We start from the raw sequence: 16,740 nt of genomic DNA, 5'->3' as shown, positions 1-16,740 counted from the left end.
TTTAAAAGGTTGGATCCGCCTGCGCTGCAAAGCGCAACCGATGATTGTAATGAGAGCGTCGCTGTTCCCGCAAGGCGGGGTTCAGGATGGGTCGTGTAGCGCAGTCTCAGTCTCCAGGGGCGCTGTAAGCCCCTCGTTGCTCCGCAACCGGTCCAGTTCGCGCCGGGGCAGGTCCACCAGCAGGTCGATCACACCGTCCTCCTCCACCCGCTCGTCCAGGACCTGGCCGAGCTGATAGAACCGGGCCCGCAGCCGCCCCTGGTGGGCCGGCAGCCGCACGCGGCCCCGTACGCGGCCACCGCCCAGGCACTCGGCCACGGCCTCCTCAAGCTCGTCGAGCCCGCGGCCCGCGGCCGCCGACACCCAGACCGCCTCGGGGGCCTCGCGGTCGTCGCGGAGGATACCGACCGGGTGTTGGCAGAGGTCGGCCTTATTGTACACCGTCAACACCGGCACCTCGCTGGCGCCTATGTCGGCCAGTACCTGCTGCACCTGGCGCGCGTGCTCTCGGCGATCCGGATCGGCTGCGTCCACCACATGCAGCAGCAGATCGGATTCACCCACCTCCTCCAGAGTGGAGCGGAAGGCGGCCACCAGGCCGTGCGGCAGGTCACTGATAAAACCGACCGTATCCGCCAGTATGACCGGCTGGCCGTCCGGGAGTTCCAGCCGTCGCAGGGTGGTGTCCAGGGTAGCGAAAAGGCGGTCGTCGGCGTAGAGGCCGGAACCGGTCAGGGCGTTGAACAGCGTGGACTTGCCGGCGTTGGTGTAGCCGACCAGCGAGACCACCGGAAACTCCTGGCGCCGACGCGCCTGCCGGCCCTGGGCGCGCTGGCGGCGCACCTTCTCCAGCTTGCGCTCCAGTTGCTTGATGCGCGTGCCGAGCATGCGCCGGTCCATCTCGAGCTGGGTCTCACCCGGCCCGCGAAGGCCGATCCCGCCTTTCTGGCGCTCCAGGTGCGACCAGCCGCGGACCAATCGGCTGGCGATGTGGCGCAGCTGGGCCAACTCCACCTGCAGCTTGCCCTCATGGGAGCGAGCCCGCTGGGCAAAGATATCGAGGATCAGGCCGGTACGGTCCAGCACCCGGCAGCGGAACGCCCGCTCCAAGTTACGCTCCTGCGCCGGACTGATGGCGTGGTCGATCAGGACCAGGTCGATCCCTTCCGCGGGGATACGCGCGGCGAGTTCCTCGACCTTGCCCCGCCCCAAAAAGAAACGGGGATCCGGGCTGTGCCGGCGGTGGCGGACCGCGTCCACCACCTCGGCCCCGGCCGACTCAGCGAGTGCCTGGAACTCATCCAGGGTATCCCGCGGGTCACCGTCCAGGTCCAGATGGATGAGCAACGCCCGCTCGCCCCCCTCGGGGCGCTCGAACAGGGCCGCAGGGGCCGTGTTTGTGGGGGTGGCTTCAGATATTGCCGAATTCCTCGCTGGACTGTGCGTGGGTCTCCGTCGGGACCGGCGGCGCGGTGCGCACGTTGCGAGCCGGAACGACGGTGGAGATGGCGTGCTTGTACACCATCTGATTGACGTTGTTACGGAGCAGAATCACGAACTGGTCGAACGATTCAATCTGCCCCTGCAGTTTAATCCCATTGACCAGATAAATGGATACCGGCACCTTTTCCTTGCGCAGTGCGTTCAGGAACGGTTCCTGTAACGATTGCCCCTTGGCCATCAGCTTGACTCCTAAACCTTTCTTGTTGTCCGGGCTTGCGCCGGTCGATCAAATTACCCGCCCAAAAAATTCGGGCATGCCCCAAAATTCAGTACTGTCCAAAGTCTATCACAGGCCTTCCATCACGCGACCGCATCAACCGCCCGACAGGAAACGGCCGACCCGCTCGGGCAGTCCGTCGCGGGCCTGTTCCGGCGTCAACCAAGCCGTCACACCGCGCTCCCGCCGCAGCCAGGTGATCTGGCGCTTGGCGAACTGGCGGGTGGCGGCGATGCCGCGCTCGCGCAGCGTTTCCCGGTCATAGCACCCGTCCAGGTAATCCCAGACCTGGCGATAGCCGACCGAGCGCATCGCCGGCAGCGCCCGATGCAGGTCCGGCCGCTGGCGCAGGGCCGCCACCTCGTCGATGAAGCCTTGCGCCAGCATCTGGTCGAAGCGCCGGGCGATACGCCGGTGCAGTTCGCCCCGTGACTCCGGCATCAGCACCCACTTGCCGATGGGCCAGGGCAGCCGCTGCCGCCCGGCCCTCTGTAGTTCTGACAGGGATTGGCCGGTAAGTTCCCAAACCTCCAGCGCCCGCTGGATGCGCTGGGCGTCGTGGGGGTGGATGCGGGCCGCCGCCTCCGGGTCCACAGCCGCCAGGCGGTCGTGCAGCGCACCCCAGCCGTGGGCGGCCGCCTCGCCCTCCAGCCGCCGGCGCAGGGCCGGGTCGGCCTCCGGCAGCTCTGACAGACCGTGCTCCAGGGCACGGAAGTAAAGCATGGTGCCACCGGCCAGCAGCGGCACTCGGCCCGCAGCGTGGATCTCATGGATGGCCGCCAACGCATCGGCACGGAAGCGGGCCGCGGAGTAGGCCTCGCTGGGATCGAGGATATCGATCAGCCGGTGAGGGACCTCCGCCAGCAGGGCCGCGGAGGGCTTGGCGGTGCCGATATCCATACCCCGGTAGACCAGCGCCGAGTCCACGCTGATAATCTCCACCGGCAGCCGCCGGGCCAGGGCCACGGCACAATCGGTCTTGCCGGTGGCGGTCGGCCCCATCAGGAAGAGCACCGGGGGCGTGCCCGGCTGACGGACGGCGTGGCTCACCGGTCACTGCCCCCGCATGAACAGCCGGTCCAGGGCGTCCATATCCAGCACGGTCCACGTCGGCCGGCCGTGGTTGCACTGGCCGCTGTTCGGGGTGGCCTCCATCTCGCGCAGCAGCGCGTCCATCTCCGGCAGGGTCAGCCGCCGGTTGGCGCGCACGGAACCGTGGCAGGCCATGGTGGCCAGGACGTGGTTCAGCGCCTCCTCCACCTGGCGGCTACGCGACTGGGTCCGGAGGTCGGCCAGCACGTCACGCACCAGCGCGACCGGCTCGGCATTGGCCAGCAGGGCCGGCACCGCACGGACCAGCACCCGGTCCGGGGCCACCCGGTCCACCTGAAAACCCAGTTGCCGGAAACGCTCGCCGGCGCGCTCCACCTCTTCGCCCTCCGCCGGCGTCACGCTCAGCCCCTCCGGCATCAGCAGGGCCTGGCTGGCGATGCCACTGCCCGAGAGTTGCGCCTTCATGCGTTCGTAGACCACCCGCTCATGGGCGGCATGCATGTCCACCAAGACCAGGCCCTGGTCGTTCTGGGCCAGGATGTAGACCCCATGGACCTGGGCCAGGGCGTGGCCCAGCGGCGGGCCACCCCGTTCCGTCGGATCGCCCGCACCTCCGGTCTCACACGCGACGGCCTCCCCGGCAGGTGCGTCCCGGACGACGCCGGAGGGAGACGCGACGGCCGGGCCGGCCGCGTGCGCCTTGCTGCGCTCGCCATAGAGCAACCGGGCCTCCTCCAGCGGCAACCCCAGGCCGTGCTGGTGTGGCGATCGCCGGGCCGTTGGCGCGGCGCCAGCGGCTGGTGCGGCCCCACCCCACCGTTCCCCCGCGGCAGCGGCCAAGCTGCGCGGCCCCTCGGCCGACGCCACCGACCCCTGCGGTGGCTGCACCCCGGACGCCGTAGCAGGGCTGACGCGAGCCAGCGCCTCCCGCACCTGTCGGAACAGAAAATCATAGACCAACCGACTGTCGCGGAAGCGCACCTCGTGCTTGGTGGGGTGCACGTTCACGTCCACCCGGTCGGGGTCCAGGTCCAGGTAGAGCAGGTAGGCGGGGAAGCGGTCGCGGTAGAGCACGTCGGCGTAGGCCCGACGCAGGGCGTGGCCGGCCATGCGATCGCGGATCATGCGGCCGTTGACATAGAAATACTGCAGATCCCCCTGGCTGCGGGAAAAGGTGGGCAGCGCCAGCCAGCCGCTCAGCTTCAGGCCGGCGGCGGCACACTCCAGGTGGATACACTCACCCAGGAAGCCCTCACCGAGGAGCTCACCCAGCCGCCGCTCGGCGCCGGCCCGGTCACCGGCCGGCGGCAGGTCGAGCACGGTGCGCCCGTTGTGCTGCAGCCGGAAGGCCACGTCGAAGCGCCCCAGCGCCAGGCGCCGCAGGGCCTCCTGGGCATGGCTGAACTCGGTGCGGTCGGTGCGCAGGAATTTGCGTCGACCGGGGGTGTTGAAGAAAAGGTCACGCACCTCGACGGTGGTCCCCGGCGGATGCGCCGCCGGCTCGGGCCCGGCGGGCTCGCTGTCGCCATCGGTGCGCACCGCCCAGGCGTGCTCAGCCCCGGGCGGCCGGGAGATCAGCCGGAGCCGGGAGACCGCACCGATGCTCGGCAGCGCCTCACCGCGAAACCCCAGACTGACCACCTGCTCCAGCTCACTCAGCGACGTGATCTTACTGGTGGCGTGGCGCCGCAGCGCCAGGCCGAGCTGCTCGCGGGGGATGCCGTTGCCATCATCGCGCACCCGTATCAGGCGCTTGCCGCCCTGCTCCAACTCCACCGCAAGGCTCCGGGCACCGGCATCCAGGCTGTTCTCCACCAGCTCCTTGAGCACGGACGCCGGGCGCTCCACCACCTCGCCGGCGGCGATCTGGTTGACGAGCTGCAGGGGCAGTTGCTGTATGGGCCTGACCATTGACCCTATGGTATCACCAGGGTACGGCCCACCACGATGTTGTCGCCGTTGAGATCATTGGCGGCGCGCAGCCGGCCGACGCTGACGTCGTGCCGTTGGGCAATGGCGCTGAGGGTATCGCCGCGACGGACCACGTACTCCTGCCCCCCGGCCTCGTCCCCGGCCATACGCAGCTCGGGCAGCATGACGTCCTCGGCGTAGCGCTCGATGGACCGCGCCAGGGCCCGGGCCAGGTTCTGCTGGTGTTCAGCCTGCCTGAGCAGGCGCTCCTCCTCGGGGTTGGAGATAAAGCCCAGCTCCACCAGCATGGAGGGCATATCCAGACTCTTGAGCACGGCGAAGCCCGCCTGCTCAACCCGGCCGCGCAACAGGCGGTTGGTCCGGCCCAGTTCCTCCAGGGCCTTGTCACCCAGCTCCAGGCTGGACTCGACCGTGGCTGCGCGGGAGAGATCCACCAGCACCGAGGCGACCATGTCGTCCTTGTCCTTGAGCGAGACGCCGCCGATAAAGTCGGCGGCGTTCTCACGCTGCGCCAGCATGCGCGCCGCCTCCGAGGTGGCGCCCTGCTCGGAGAGCACGTAGACGGAGCTGCCGCGCACCCGGCGATCATCCAGGGCATCGGCATGGATGGAGACGAACAGATCGGCGTTGTTCTCGCGCGCCTTTCGGGTCCGGTCACGCAACCCCATGTAGTAATCGCCATCGCGGATCATCAGCGGCCGGAGACCGGGCTTGTCCTCCAGCAGCCGGGCCAGCCGCCGTGCGACCTGGAGGGCGATGTCCTTTTCGAAGGTGCCGCCGGGGCCGATGGCGCCCGGATCCACCCCGCCGTGGCCCGCATCGATGGCCACCACCAGGTCCCGCTGGCGCGTACCGTTGCCCACCGAACGGGTGGGCTCGGCACGGGCTCCGGAACGGCTTTGGGAATCGGCCGAGCGCCCGGCGGACTCGGCATCGCGCCGACCGTGGGGCTCGAGGTCCACCACCAGCCGGTGTCCGCGACCGTTGCCGGGGGCCACCAGGAAGGTGCGCGGGCGCACCTGTTCGGTAAGGTCCAGCACCAGGCGCAGGTCGCCATCACCCCGGGCGCCCGAGCGCAGGCGCTCGACCACGCCCTGCCCGGTCAGGGTCAGGTCACTGGCGGCCCGGGCGCCGCGGATGTCGATCACCACCCGATGGGGATCGGCCAGGGTGAAGGCCTTGTGCTCCACCGCCCCGCCCAGATCGAAGACCACCCGGGTGGTGTCCCCGGAGTCGGAGGCACGCACGCCGCTGACCTCGGTCTGCGCCGAGAGCAGCGCCGAATGGCAGAGCAGCAGGAGCCCGATAATGATCGACCATTGCAACGGATTGGGCAACGACATGGGACAGCGCCTGAAAGTAGAGGTGGTACGCCCTTCAGTAAGACACACCCCCAGGCACTTTTCAAGGGAATCTTCAGTCAGAATGGTGTGTTGCAGAAAACTCCTGGTAAACCAGGTGAACCTTTATCAGGTCCACCGCCTGCCCCCCCGCGCCCCGCTCCAGCCGCGCCTCGCGGCTGGTGCCGGTGTGGGATAGCGTGATAGAGAGCACAGGGCTCGGCAGCACCCCCTCGCCCCGCTCCGGCCACTCCACCAACACCGTATCGGTCGGCTGCAGCAGGTCGCGCAAGCCGATGAACTCCAGCTCCTCCGGGTGGCCCAGCCGGTAGAGGTCCAGGTGGTGGACGCGGCGCCCTCCCGGCTGGTAGCTCTCCACCAGCGTGTAGGTGGGGCTGCGGACCGCGCCGGCGTGCCCCAGGTGCCGGAGCAGCCCGCGCACCAGGGTGGTCTTGCCGGCACCGAGTTCGCCGTAAAGACAGACCAGCCCGGCGGGCACCGTCTCGGCCAGCGCCGCGCCCAGGGCGCGGGTGGCCTCCTCGTCGGGAAGCGGCAACGACAGGGTGGTAAGCGCACTCACGGGTTGACCTCGGCACGCAGGGCCATCAGCACATCGCCCGCCAGCAGCCCGCGCTCCCCGGCCCGGGCGGCCCGGTCAGCGGCGCGGGCATGCACCAGCGCCCCCAATTCGGCCGCCTCCACGGCGGACAGGCCTTGTGCCAGCAACCCGAGCACCACCCCGGTGAGGACATCGCCCATGCCGCCGCTGGCCATCCCCGGATTGCCGGCGGTGACCAAGCGCGGCAGGGCCCCCGGGGCGGCGATCACACTGCCGGCGCCCTTGAGCACCACTGCCCCGCGGTAGCGTTCCACCAGCGCGTCGGCCGCGGCCAGCCGATCCGCCTGCACCTCGGCAGGGGTCACACCCAGCAGCCGGGCCGCCTCGCCCGGGTGGGGGGTGAGCAGGGCGTTGGGGCAGGGACGCGGGTCGGCGGCCAGCAGGTTGAGGGCATCGGCATCGAGCACGCAGGGGTGCTCAGTCCGCAGCGCCGCCTCCCAGAGCGCGCGCCCCCACGGCCCCTGCCCCAGCCCCGGCCCCAGGGCCCAGGCAGTGGCCTTCTCCAGCAGCGGCGCCAGGCCCTCGGCGCTGTCCAGGCCGTGGACCATCAGCTCCGGGCGCGCGGCCAGCAGGGCGGCGACGTGCGCCGGGCGGGTGGCCACGCTGACCAGCCCCGCCCCGGTGCGGCCCGCCGCCTCGCCGGCCATCCGCGCCGCACCACCCATGCCCAGATCACCGCCGATCACCAAGGCGTGGCCGAACTGGCCCTTGTGGGCATGGGCCGGGCGGGGGCCGAGGCACCGGCGCAACAGCTCATCGCGGCAGAGACCCGCCACCGGGGCCATATCCTGGTAGATCTCCGGCGGCACACCCAGGTCGTCGAAGTAGAGGGTGCCGGCACACTGCGGGCCGGCGCCGGTGAGCAGCCCCGGCTTGAGACCGATGAAGGTCACCGTGCAGTGCGCCTCCACCGCCTCCCCCATCACGGCACCGGTGCCGGCGTTGAGCCCCGAGGGCACGTCGATGGCCAGCACCGGCACGCCGGCCGCCTTCAGCGCCTGCAACGCCTCCCGGTAGCGCCCCTCCACCGGCCGGTCCAGGCCGGTGCCCAGCAGGGCGTCCACCACCACGTCCTCGTCCGCCAGGCCGGTCGGATCCCAGGACTCGATCTGCCCCCCCTCCTCCTGGAAGCGGCGCGCCACGGTAGCGGCATCGCCGTTGAGCCGGTCGGGGTCGGACAGGGCCTGCAGGCGCACACCGAGGCCGGCGCGCCGGGCCAGCCGCGCCACCACGTAGCCGTCGCCACCGTTATTGCCCCCGCCGCAGAGCACCCGCAGGCGGCGCACGTGGGGCCAGTGCTTGAGCAGCACTTCCCAGCCCCGGCGGCCGGCGCGCTCCATCAGCGACAACCCGGGTAGGCCGTGATCCTGAATGGCCCGGCGGTCCAGCTCCTGGACCTGGGCCGGCGTGTAGAGGTATTCCGGTAGTGTATTCATGCCCCCAGTTTACAATGGGCGGATGGAGAGAACAGCCGATGACATGCAGGCGCTGGCCGAACGCATCCGCGTCTGGGCGGGCGAGCTGGGGTTCACCGGCGTGGGTATCGCCGACCCGGACCTGCGCCAGGATGAGTACTGGTTGCTGCGCTGGCTGCGCCGGGGCTGGCAGGGGACCATGGGCTGGATGGGGCGCCACGGGGTGAAGCGCAGCCGACCGCAGCGGCTGCTGCCGGGCACGGGGCGGATCATCTCGGTGCGGCTGGACTACCAGCCGGCGGGGGCGGAGCCCTGGTCGGTGCTGGCGGACGGGCGCAAGGCCTATGTCGCCCGCTACGCCCTGGGGCGGGACTATCACAAGCTGATGCGCCAGCGGCTGCAGAAACTCGCCCGGCGGATCGAGACCGAGGTGGGGCCGTACGGTTACCGCGCCTTTGTGGACAGCGCCCCGGTGCTGGAGAAGGCGGTGGGCCGGGAGGCGGACCTGGGCTGGATCGGCAAGCACACGCTGTTGATGGACCGGGACGCCAGCTCGTGGTTCTTCCTGGGGGAGCTGTTCACGGACCTGCCCCTGCCCGCCGACCCGCCACGGCGCCGCGGCCACTGCGGCCGGTGCCGCGCCTGTATCGATGTCTGCCCGACGGGGGCCATCGTCGGCCCCTACCAACTCGATGCCCGCCTCTGCATCAGTTACCTCACCATCGAACACGACGGCCCGATCCCGGAGCCGCTGCGGCCGCTGATGGGCAACCGGGTGTTCGGCTGCGACGACTGCCAGCTCATCTGCCCGTGGAACAAGTTCGCCCGGCCGACGGCGGAGGGGGACTTCCAACCGCGGCACAACCTGGACCACGCGGACCTGGTGGAACTGTTCGGCTGGACCGAATCGCAGTTTCTCGACCGGATGGCGGGCTCGGCGATCCGTCGCCTGGGGCACGAGCGGTGGCTGCGCAACCTCGCCGTAGCCTTGGGCAACGGGCCGGCCAGCGCCGAGGCCGTGGCGGCGCTGGAGGCGCGACAGGAGCACCCGTCAGCCCTGGTGCGCGAGCATGTGGCGTGGGCCTTGAGACGGTTGACGGAACCCGGAAACGCGGAATAAGCCGTCATTTTTCCGGAAGAGAAGCACAACCCCCACCCGGCACTGCGAGGAGGCAGAGCCGATGTGGCAGTCCAGGGCCTGTGGATCGCCACGTCGCTGCGCTCCTCGCGATGACGGGGGTGGCGACCCTCCCCGTCACTGCGAGGAGGCGAAGCCGACGCGGCAGTCTACCGCCCTGGATCGCCACGGGCCTTCGGCCCTCGCGATGACGGGGGAAAACCTTCGGCACCCGCCCCTCGGCCCCAACGCCGCCCCCAACACCACATCAAAAACGAGAAAAGCCGCTCCGGAAACCTGACCGGAAACGGCTTTTTGCATCGCATCACGCCGGTGGACGCCAGCGGGGCGCCCTCAGCGCATCAGGATCAGGCCACCTGCAGCGGGATGCCGTTGCGCTGGTGGGTAATCCGGTTATCGCCGTCGCAGTAGACCAGCGCGGGCTCGTGGCGGTCCAGCTCCGACTCGTCCACGTTGGCGTAGCAGCAGATGATGATACGGTCACCCTCACTGCACAGATGCGCCGCCGCACCGTTCATGGAGATCATGCGCGAACCGGCCTCGCCACGGATGGCATAGGTGGTGAACCGCGCACCGTTCGCCAGATTGTAGACATGGATCTGCTCGAACTCGCGGATACCGGCGGCATCCATGAGGTTGGCATCAATGGCGCAGGACCCCTCGTAGTCCAGCTCTGTATCCGTCACGCAGGCCTGGTGCAGCTTGCATTTCAGCATGTTCAATTGCATACCGAATCACCGTTTTCTTGCCGTACAACTCGCCGCTCCACGCGAAGCCAGACCCGTACAGGCCCGACAGGGGTGACGAGGCGCTCTTGTGCAACCGCACATTTCAGTCGCGGATTATGCTGATTTATTGATCCCGGTTCAATTCCAATTCGATATTATCGATCAGGCGCGCCCGTCCCAACCAGGCCGCACCCGCCACCACCAGGCCCCGGTCGCCTGGCGCCGCCGGGGTCAGATCGTCGGCCCGGCACACCTCCAGGTAGTCCGGCTGAAAGCCCTGTTCCGCCAGCATGGCCCGCCCGCGCGCCTCCAGGCGACGGTAGTCGTCATCCCCCGCCCGGATCCGCTTCGCCATCCCCTGCAACGTGCGGTAGAGGCCCGGCGCGATATGCCGCTCCTGCTGGGTGAGATAGCCGTTGCGCGAACTCATGGCCAGCCCGTCCGGCTCACGCACCGTGGGCATGCCCCGCACCTCCACCGGGATATTCAGGTCCGAGACCACCTGCTCGATCACCCGCAACTGCTGGTAGTCCTTGCGGCCGAAGACCGCCACGTCCGGCTGTACCAGGTTGAACAGCTTGACCACCACCGTGGCCACCCCCGTGAAGTGGCCGGGCCGGCTGATACCGCAAAGACGCTCAGCCAGCGCCCCCACCTCCACCCGGGTGGCCTGGCGCACGCCGCCGCGGTACATCTCCTCCACCGGGGGCGCGAACACCGCATCCACCCCACGCGCCTCAAGGCCGGCACAGTCCTCACCAAAGGTGCGTGGATAGCTCTCGTAATCCTCGTTGGGGCCGAACTGCAGCGGATTGACGAAGATGCTGGTCACCAGCCGGTCACAGTGCGGCGCCAGATACTCGGCCAGGGCCAGGTGCCCCTCGTGCAGATTGCCCATGGTGGGCACCAGGCCCACCCGGAGGCCCTCCCGGCGCCAGTCGGCCACCAAGGCGCGCAGATCCGCTGTGCGCTTCAGCCGCTTCACCCCTGCCCTCCGAACGAGTGCGCCGCATCCGGAAAGGCACCGCTACGCACCGCCTGCACATAGGCCTGAAGGGCACACTGGATACTGCCGGCGCCGTTCATGAAGTTCTTGGAGAACCGCGGGATCCGGCCCGGGGTAACCCCCAGGATGTCCTGCAGGACCAGGATCTGGCCGTCACAATCGGGCCCGGCGCCGATACCGATCACCGGGATCTCCAGCCCCTGGCTGATGCGCCGGCCCAACTCGGCGGGCACACACTCCAGCAGCAGCAGGTCGGCGCCCGCCGCCTCGAGGGCCTGGGCATCGGCCAGCATGGCGTCGGCGGCCGCGCTCTCCCGCCCCTGCACCCGGTACCCCCCCAGCTTGTGCACCAGTTGCGGCTGCAGCCCCAGGTGGGCGCACACCGGAATGCCGGCACGGGCCAGTCGGGCCACCAGTTCGGCCTGCTCACCGGCCCCCTCCAGCTTGATCATCTGCGCCCCGCCCTCCTGCATCAACCGGGCGGCGTTGCGCAGGCCGTCCTCCAGGGTGGCGTAGCTCATAAAGGGCATGTCGGCCATCACCAGGGCGGAAGGCCGGGCCGCGGTGACGCAGCGGGTGTGGTAGACCATCTCCTCCACTGTGACCGGCACGGTGGTGTCCCGCCCCTGGACCACCATGCCCAGGGAGTCGCCCACCAGGATGACGTCCACCCCGGCCTGGTCCTCCGCCACGGCAAAGGTGTAGTCGTAGGCCGTGAGGGCGACGACCTTCTGGCCGTCCGCCTTCATCCTCTGCAGCCGCCCGACAGTGACGGGGCGACGGGTCTGCGGCGGGTCACCGGTATACATGGCTACAGCGTATCTCCTGCTGGAGGTGACAGGACAATCGGGCTCAAGGCAACGGCGGCGGCGCGATCTTCTCGAGTGATTCTCCGCCGCAGCCGGCCAACAGCGTCTCCAGGGCCGGAAGGCCGGGCAGCGGCGGCGCGTCCGCCAGTTCGGCCAGAGGATACAGCACGAAGGCGCGGTGCGGCAGCCCGGGATGGGGCACGGTCAACCGCGCATGGGCGACCCGATGGTCGCCGTAGAGCAACAGGTCCACGTCCAGCGTGCGCTCACCCCAGTAGCGACCGCGCACCCGTCCCTGCTGGCGCTCCAGCCCCTGAATCTGGTCCAACAGCACCAGCGGGTCCAGCCGGGTGCGCAGGGCGACCACGGCGTTGACGAAGTCGGGCTGGTCCACCGGGCCCATGGGCGGATTGCGGTAGAGCGACGAGCTGCGCAGCCCCCGGCACCCGGGCAGCCGGGCCAGCGCCGCCACAGCCCGCTCGATCTGCGCGCGCGGACCGTTCAGGTTGCTGCCCAGCCCCAGGTATGCCGTCACCCAGTCACTCATGGCCTGCGGCGCCCCGCGGTGGAGCCGCCGGTGCTCAGCGGCGCCGGCGGCGCCGGCCCCGGCGGCCGCGTCCGCCTTTCTGGTCCAGGACCACCTGTGCGCGCTGCTCCGGGTGCAGCTCCTGAAACTGGGTCCACCACTCGGCCAGGGCCTCGGGCACCTCGCCGATGGTCGCACGCAGCAGCAGGAAATCGTAGGCGGCACGGAACCGCGGGTGGCCCATGAAGCGCAGCGGGCGCTTGCCGGTACGCTGGTCGAAGCGCGGCTGCAGGGTCCAGATCTCGCCCATGGGGATCCCGAAACGCTTGGGGATGGCCACGCTCTGGCGCTGACGCCGCTGGATCTCGGCGGCGGCCTGCTGCAGCGCCGGCACCGGGGGCACGTCCTCTTCCGCCTGCAGGGCCAGGGAGCGGGCCACCACCGCCGGCCACAGCAGGGCGGCGAACAGGAAGGCGGGCGTGACCGGCTTGCCGTTCTCGATGCGCTCGTCGGTGTTCTTCAGGGCCTGGGCGATGAACGAGAGCACCACGCCGTGCTGGTCCGCCTCGATCTCCCGCTCGGTCATCGGGAAGAGGGGTGCGAACAGGCCGTGTTGGCGCAGCATCTCGAAGGTCTCGGCGGCCAGCCCGCCCATAAAGAGCTTGAGCACCTCATCGAACAGGCGCGCCGGCGGCACCTCGGCCAGCAGGTGGGCCATGCGCGGCAGCGGCTCGGCGGTATCGGGATGGATGCGGAAGCCCAGCTTGGCGGCGAAGCGCACCGCACGCAGCATCCGCACCGGATCCTCCCGGTAGCGGGTCTCCGGGTCGCCCATCAGGCGGATGACCCCCTGATCCAGGTCCTTCAGCCCGCCGGCGTGGTCCACCACGCTGAAGTCAGCGATGTTGTAGTAGAGCGCGTTGATGGTGAAGTCGCGCCGTAGGGCATCCTCTTCCAGGGTGCCGTATACGTTGTCGCGCACGATGCGGCCGTTCTCGAAGGCCACCTCGCCCACGGCCCGGTCACGGACCTCGACGTCGTCATCGTCGAAATCACCGTCGGCCTCGTCGTCGTCCTGGCTCTCCGGATCATGCAGGGCGCGGAAGGTGGCCACCTCAATGATCTCGCGGCCGAACTGCACGTGGGCCAGGCGGAAGCGGCGGCCGATCAGCCGACAGTTGCGAAACAGCTCCCGTACCTCCTCGGGCCGGGCGTCCGTGGCCACGTCGAAATCCTTGGGCTCATGACCCAGGGACAGGTCGCGCACGCCGCCGCCCACCAGGTAGGCACCGTAGCCGGCATTCTTCAGCCGGTACAGGACCTTGAGGGCGTTCTCGCTGATATCCGCGCGGGAGATGCGGTGCTGATCCCTGGGAACGATCGCGGGGTTGTCGGAGTTGATGGTCTGTTCCGTCACGTGGAAATTGGCACTTGAGACTGCGAAATGGGCGCGTATAATACCACCCCTGTTCGGCGCTGCCGAGTTAACAAGCAAAACGCTCCCATCGTCTAGCGGTCAGGACGCCGCCCTCTCAAGGCGGAAACCGGGGTTCAATTCCCCGTGGGAGCGCCATCTTCCCTACCACCCGCTGATCCCTATCCGGCCCGGACGCCATGCCCCAGCACGCCTATCCCGCGAGTTTCACGGTCCGGCTCGTTGCGTTCGTCTACGACCTGATGCTGGTCCTGGCCATCCTGATGGTGGGCGGCGCGCTGCCCCTGCTGTTCACCGGCGGTGACGCCATCGAATCCGGCACGCTGCCGGGGACGCTCTATCAGCTCTATCTGCTGTTCCTGGCCGGCGGCTACTTCGTCTACTGCTGGGTTCGCGGCGGGCAGACCCTGGGCATGAAGACCTGGCGGCTGCGGCTGGTGGACCCGGAGGGCCGGCGGGTGACCCTGCGCACCGCGCTGTTGCGCATCCTGCTGCCGCTGCTCGGCTGGGCGGCCCTCCTCCTCGGGCTTTACGGGGCCTACTTCTCCGGCTGGTCCGAGGGGCAGACGACGGGCCCGCGCCACTTCACCTTCCTGCTCTCGGGGCTGCCTTTACTGCTCATGTTTGGCTGGATCCTCGCCGACCCCTGGCGTCGCGGGGTGCACGACCGGCTGGCCGGCACCCTGGTGGTGCGGGAACCGCGACCCGCGAAGCCCGCCCGATAGTCGCGGGCGGCGCTAAGGGCCCGTCTCAGCGCACCTTGAGAATCCCCAGGATACCGGCGGCCAGGAAGGCGAATGCCGGCAGCAGGGCGCTGGCCGAGGGCGGCAGCCCGAAGACCACCCCGGCGTGGTTGAGCATGCGGTTGACCAGGAAGAACGCCACCCCGATCAGCACCCCGATAAAGATGCGCTGCCCGGCCCCGGTGGAGCGCACCGCCCCGAACACCAGCGGGATGGTCAGCAGCAGCATGGCCAGGGTGGAGATGGGGGTGGCCACCTTGACCCAGAAGGCCAGCCGCCATTCGCCGCTGTCCAACTCGTTGGCCTCCAGATAGCCGATGTAGGTGCGCAAATCGGCCATGGACAGGCTTTCCGGATCCACCACCACCACATCCAGCACCGCCGGTGACAGGGCGCTCTCCCACACCTTCTCGTCACCCAGATCGGCGACACTGATGCCATCGGCGTGCAGATGCACCTCGCCCGGCTCGCGCAGGATCCACCGGCCGTCCCGAAACAACGCCTCGCTGCCGGAGAGGACCCGACGCAGGGTCATCGGCTCGCCATCGCGCTCCTCGAAGTGATAGATGGTCAGCCCCTCCAGGTGGGCCGGGCTGCGGGCCCGCCGCACCTCGATGAACTGGCCGCCGTCCCGCGCCCACAAGCCACCGGCCCCGCTGATACCGACGTCGCGGGCCATGGCGCTGGCGCGCAGCTCGGTGGCCGCCCGCTCGGCCGGCGGCACCACCCACTCGCCCATGGCCATGGCGATCAGCGCCAGCACCAGGCCGCCAGCCGCCACCGCCCGGGCGATCTGCAATACCGAGACACCGGCCGCACGCATCACCGTCAGCTCATTGCGCGCCGCCAACGCACCCAACCCCATCAGCGCACCGATAAGGGTCGCGAAGGGAAAGGCCTCATAGGCCCGGGACGGGCTACTGAGCAGCACATAGGCGAGGGCCGATAACGGCCCGTAATCGGCGGTGCCGATATCCCCGCCCTCGTCCACGAAGCTGAACACCAGGTCCAGCGACATGATGACCACCAGCGCCACCAGGGCGCTCGCCACCACGGTGATGATCAGATAACGGTCCAGCAACCGGATCATGGTGCCCGCCCCTTGTGCCCGCCACGCGCGGGCAGCAGGTCGAAGCGCCAGAGCAGGCCCAGCACGCCCACGGCCAGCACCGCCCCATGCAACCACCAGAGCCCAAGGGCAGCCGGGACCTGGCCCGTCTCCAGCCAATCCTGGCCCACGGTCAGAAACTGGAAATAGCCCACATAGACCAACACGGCAGAGAGCAGGCGCCCGTAACGCCCGTCCCGCGGCGCGCTCTTGCTGAGCGGCACCGCCAGCAGCGCCAGCAGGAGGGTCATGGCCGGCATCGCCAGCCGCCATTGCACCTCGGCCCGGTCGGCCGGATGGTCGGAACCCCACAGCTCGGCGGTGGGCTGAGCATTGCGGCGCAGGCGCACGGCCACCTCCTCCGAACCCTCCGCCACCAGGACCCCGTGGCGCTCGAAGCGGGTCACCCGCCAGTCCGCAGCGCCCGGTCGGCCGTCGTAACGCCAGCCATCCAGCAGCACCAGGTAGCGGTCACCGGTCTCCGGGTCCTTCTCCTGTACCCCGCGCCGGGCCGCCAGGACCACCCGGTCCGCGGTGCCACCGGCGCGGATGAAGACGTCCTCCATCTCGCGCTGGTCTTCGCTGAGCCGTTCCAGGTAGAGCGTTCCTTCGGTGGCCCCGCGCGCCTGCAGGAAACGGCCGGCCTGCAGGGCGGCGAACTCCACCTGGGCCTCCGCCTCGGCCTGCACCTGCTCCGCCTTCTGGGTCGCCGCCGGCCCCCAGTACAGCGACAGCAGCCCCACCAGCCCTGCCAGCGGCAGGGCCAACCAGAGCAGCGCGCGAAACTGCCGCCAGGGCCCGATCCCGCAGGCGGACATCACCGCCATCTCGCTGTCCCGGTAGAGCCGGCCAAAGGCGAGGACGATGCCCAGAAAGAAGCTGGCGGGCAGAATCATGCCCAGATAGCGAACCGTCTGCAGGCCCAGCAGGGTGAGGATGACCCCACCGGGCAGTTCGCCACCGGCGGCATCGCCCAGATAGCCGATCAGCCGGTTGGTCGCCAGCACCGCGAACAGCACCAACAGCACCGCCAGCCAGGCGAACAACACCTCGCGCACCAGGTAGCGATCGACGACGGGAATGCGGATGGGCGACAAGCTCGGGGCCTCTACGGCTGCAAAAGGGACGTTGCGCAGATTAGACTACTCGACGGAAGTCACGGTGACTA

General features: G+C 69.5%; 16 protein-coding genes and 1 tRNA gene. 3 read left to right on the top strand and 14 right to left on the bottom strand.

Annotation, left to right across the window (positions count from 1 at the left end; genetic code table 11):
* Nucleotides 1-81: 81 nt before the first annotated feature.
* From hflX to MLG_RS02910, 7 genes are all read right to left on the bottom strand, one after another.
* Complete coding sequence (gene hflX / locus MLG_RS02940) at nucleotides 82-1,380, bottom strand: ribosome rescue GTPase HflX (protein WP_041717883.1); 1,299 nt, start codon at nucleotides 1,378-1,380, stop codon at nucleotides 82-84.
* A gap of 31 nt (nucleotides 1,381-1,411) precedes the next feature.
* Complete coding sequence (gene hfq / locus MLG_RS02935) at nucleotides 1,412-1,681, bottom strand: RNA chaperone Hfq (protein WP_011628322.1); 270 nt, start codon at nucleotides 1,679-1,681, stop codon at nucleotides 1,412-1,414.
* Between the two features lie 135 nt (nucleotides 1,682-1,816).
* Nucleotides 1,817-2,722, bottom strand: coding sequence for a tRNA (adenosine(37)-N6)-dimethylallyltransferase MiaA (gene miaA / locus MLG_RS02930; RefSeq protein WP_408626110.1), 906 nt, complete (start codon nucleotides 2,720-2,722; stop codon nucleotides 1,817-1,819).
* Between the two features lie 51 nt (nucleotides 2,723-2,773).
* Entirely contained in the window at nucleotides 2,774-4,684 is a 1,911-nt protein-coding gene (gene mutL / locus MLG_RS02925) for a DNA mismatch repair endonuclease MutL (protein ID WP_011628320.1), read from the bottom strand.
* A 5-nt stretch (nucleotides 4,685-4,689) separates the two neighbouring features.
* The gene (locus MLG_RS02920; RefSeq protein ID WP_011628319.1) at nucleotides 4,690-6,048 is read right to left on the bottom strand and encodes an N-acetylmuramoyl-L-alanine amidase; all 1,359 of its coding nucleotides are present in this window, start codon (nucleotides 6,046-6,048) and stop codon (nucleotides 4,690-4,692) included.
* Nucleotides 6,049-6,121: 73 nt separating this feature from the next.
* Nucleotides 6,122-6,625, bottom strand: coding sequence for a tRNA (adenosine(37)-N6)-threonylcarbamoyltransferase complex ATPase subunit type 1 TsaE (tsaE, locus tag MLG_RS02915; protein ID WP_011628318.1), 504 nt, complete (start codon nucleotides 6,623-6,625; stop codon nucleotides 6,122-6,124).
* On the bottom strand, nucleotides 6,622-8,100 hold the full coding sequence (locus MLG_RS02910) for a bifunctional ADP-dependent NAD(P)H-hydrate dehydratase/NAD(P)H-hydrate epimerase (RefSeq protein ID WP_011628317.1): 1,479 nt from the start codon (nucleotides 8,098-8,100) through the stop codon (nucleotides 6,622-6,624). Before MLG_RS02910 ends, tsaE begins: the two co-directional genes overlap by 4 nt.
* A 22-nt stretch (nucleotides 8,101-8,122) precedes the next feature.
* On the opposite strand from MLG_RS02910, the gene queG reads away from it, so the two are divergent.
* Complete coding sequence (gene queG / locus MLG_RS02905) at nucleotides 8,123-9,199, top strand: tRNA epoxyqueuosine(34) reductase QueG (protein ID WP_041717882.1); 1,077 nt, start codon at nucleotides 8,123-8,125, stop codon at nucleotides 9,197-9,199.
* A gap of 365 nt (nucleotides 9,200-9,564) precedes the next feature.
* On the opposite strand, the gene panD is transcribed toward queG, so the two are convergent.
* The 5 genes from panD to pcnB all read right to left on the bottom strand — a co-directional run bounded on the left by panD (nucleotide 9,565) and on the right by pcnB (nucleotide 13,703).
* Nucleotides 9,565-9,945: an aspartate 1-decarboxylase gene (panD, locus tag MLG_RS02900; protein WP_011628315.1), complete on the bottom strand. Its 381-nt coding sequence runs from the start codon at nucleotides 9,943-9,945 to the stop codon at nucleotides 9,565-9,567.
* A 124-nt stretch (nucleotides 9,946-10,069) separates the two neighbouring features.
* On the bottom strand, nucleotides 10,070-10,930 hold the full coding sequence (gene panC / locus MLG_RS02895) for a pantoate--beta-alanine ligase (protein WP_011628314.1): 861 nt from the start codon (nucleotides 10,928-10,930) through the stop codon (nucleotides 10,070-10,072).
* Complete coding sequence (gene panB / locus MLG_RS02890; RefSeq protein WP_011628313.1) at nucleotides 10,927-11,760, bottom strand: 3-methyl-2-oxobutanoate hydroxymethyltransferase; 834 nt, start codon at nucleotides 11,758-11,760, stop codon at nucleotides 10,927-10,929. The genes panC and panB overlap by 4 nt, the downstream gene beginning before the upstream one ends.
* Nucleotides 11,761-11,803: 43 nt before the next feature.
* The gene (gene folK / locus MLG_RS02885) at nucleotides 11,804-12,295 is read right to left on the bottom strand and encodes a 2-amino-4-hydroxy-6-hydroxymethyldihydropteridine diphosphokinase (protein ID WP_232209277.1); all 492 of its coding nucleotides are present in this window, start codon (nucleotides 12,293-12,295) and stop codon (nucleotides 11,804-11,806) included.
* A 46-nt stretch (nucleotides 12,296-12,341) separates the two neighbouring features.
* On the bottom strand, nucleotides 12,342-13,703 hold the full coding sequence (gene pcnB / locus MLG_RS02880) for a polynucleotide adenylyltransferase PcnB (RefSeq protein ID WP_049753508.1): 1,362 nt from the start codon (nucleotides 13,701-13,703) through the stop codon (nucleotides 12,342-12,344).
* A gap of 81 nt (nucleotides 13,704-13,784) precedes the next feature.
* Here pcnB and MLG_RS02875 point away from each other — a divergent pair.
* Both MLG_RS02875 and MLG_RS02870 read left to right on the top strand, forming a co-directional pair.
* Nucleotides 13,785-13,859, top strand: a tRNA-Glu gene (locus tag MLG_RS02875).
* 41 nt (nucleotides 13,860-13,900) lie between these two features.
* Complete coding sequence (locus MLG_RS02870) at nucleotides 13,901-14,446, top strand: RDD family protein (protein WP_011628310.1); 546 nt, start codon at nucleotides 13,901-13,903, stop codon at nucleotides 14,444-14,446.
* 25 nt (nucleotides 14,447-14,471) lie between these two features.
* On the opposite strand, the gene lptG is transcribed toward MLG_RS02870, so the two are convergent.
* The gene (gene lptG, locus MLG_RS02865) at nucleotides 14,472-15,554 is read right to left on the bottom strand and encodes an LPS export ABC transporter permease LptG (protein WP_011628309.1); all 1,083 of its coding nucleotides are present in this window, start codon (nucleotides 15,552-15,554) and stop codon (nucleotides 14,472-14,474) included.
* Nucleotides 15,551-16,669, bottom strand: coding sequence for an LPS export ABC transporter permease LptF (gene lptF, locus MLG_RS02860; protein ID WP_011628308.1), 1,119 nt, complete (start codon nucleotides 16,667-16,669; stop codon nucleotides 15,551-15,553). The genes lptG and lptF overlap by 4 nt, the downstream gene beginning before the upstream one ends.
* Nucleotides 16,670-16,740: the final 71 nt, after the last annotated feature.

The organism is Alkalilimnicola ehrlichii MLHE-1, from assembly GCF_000014785.1.
Lineage (GTDB): Bacteria > Pseudomonadota > Gammaproteobacteria > Nitrococcales > Halorhodospiraceae > Alkalilimnicola > Alkalilimnicola ehrlichii.
This window is presented reverse-complemented; position numbering and strand designations above follow the sequence as displayed.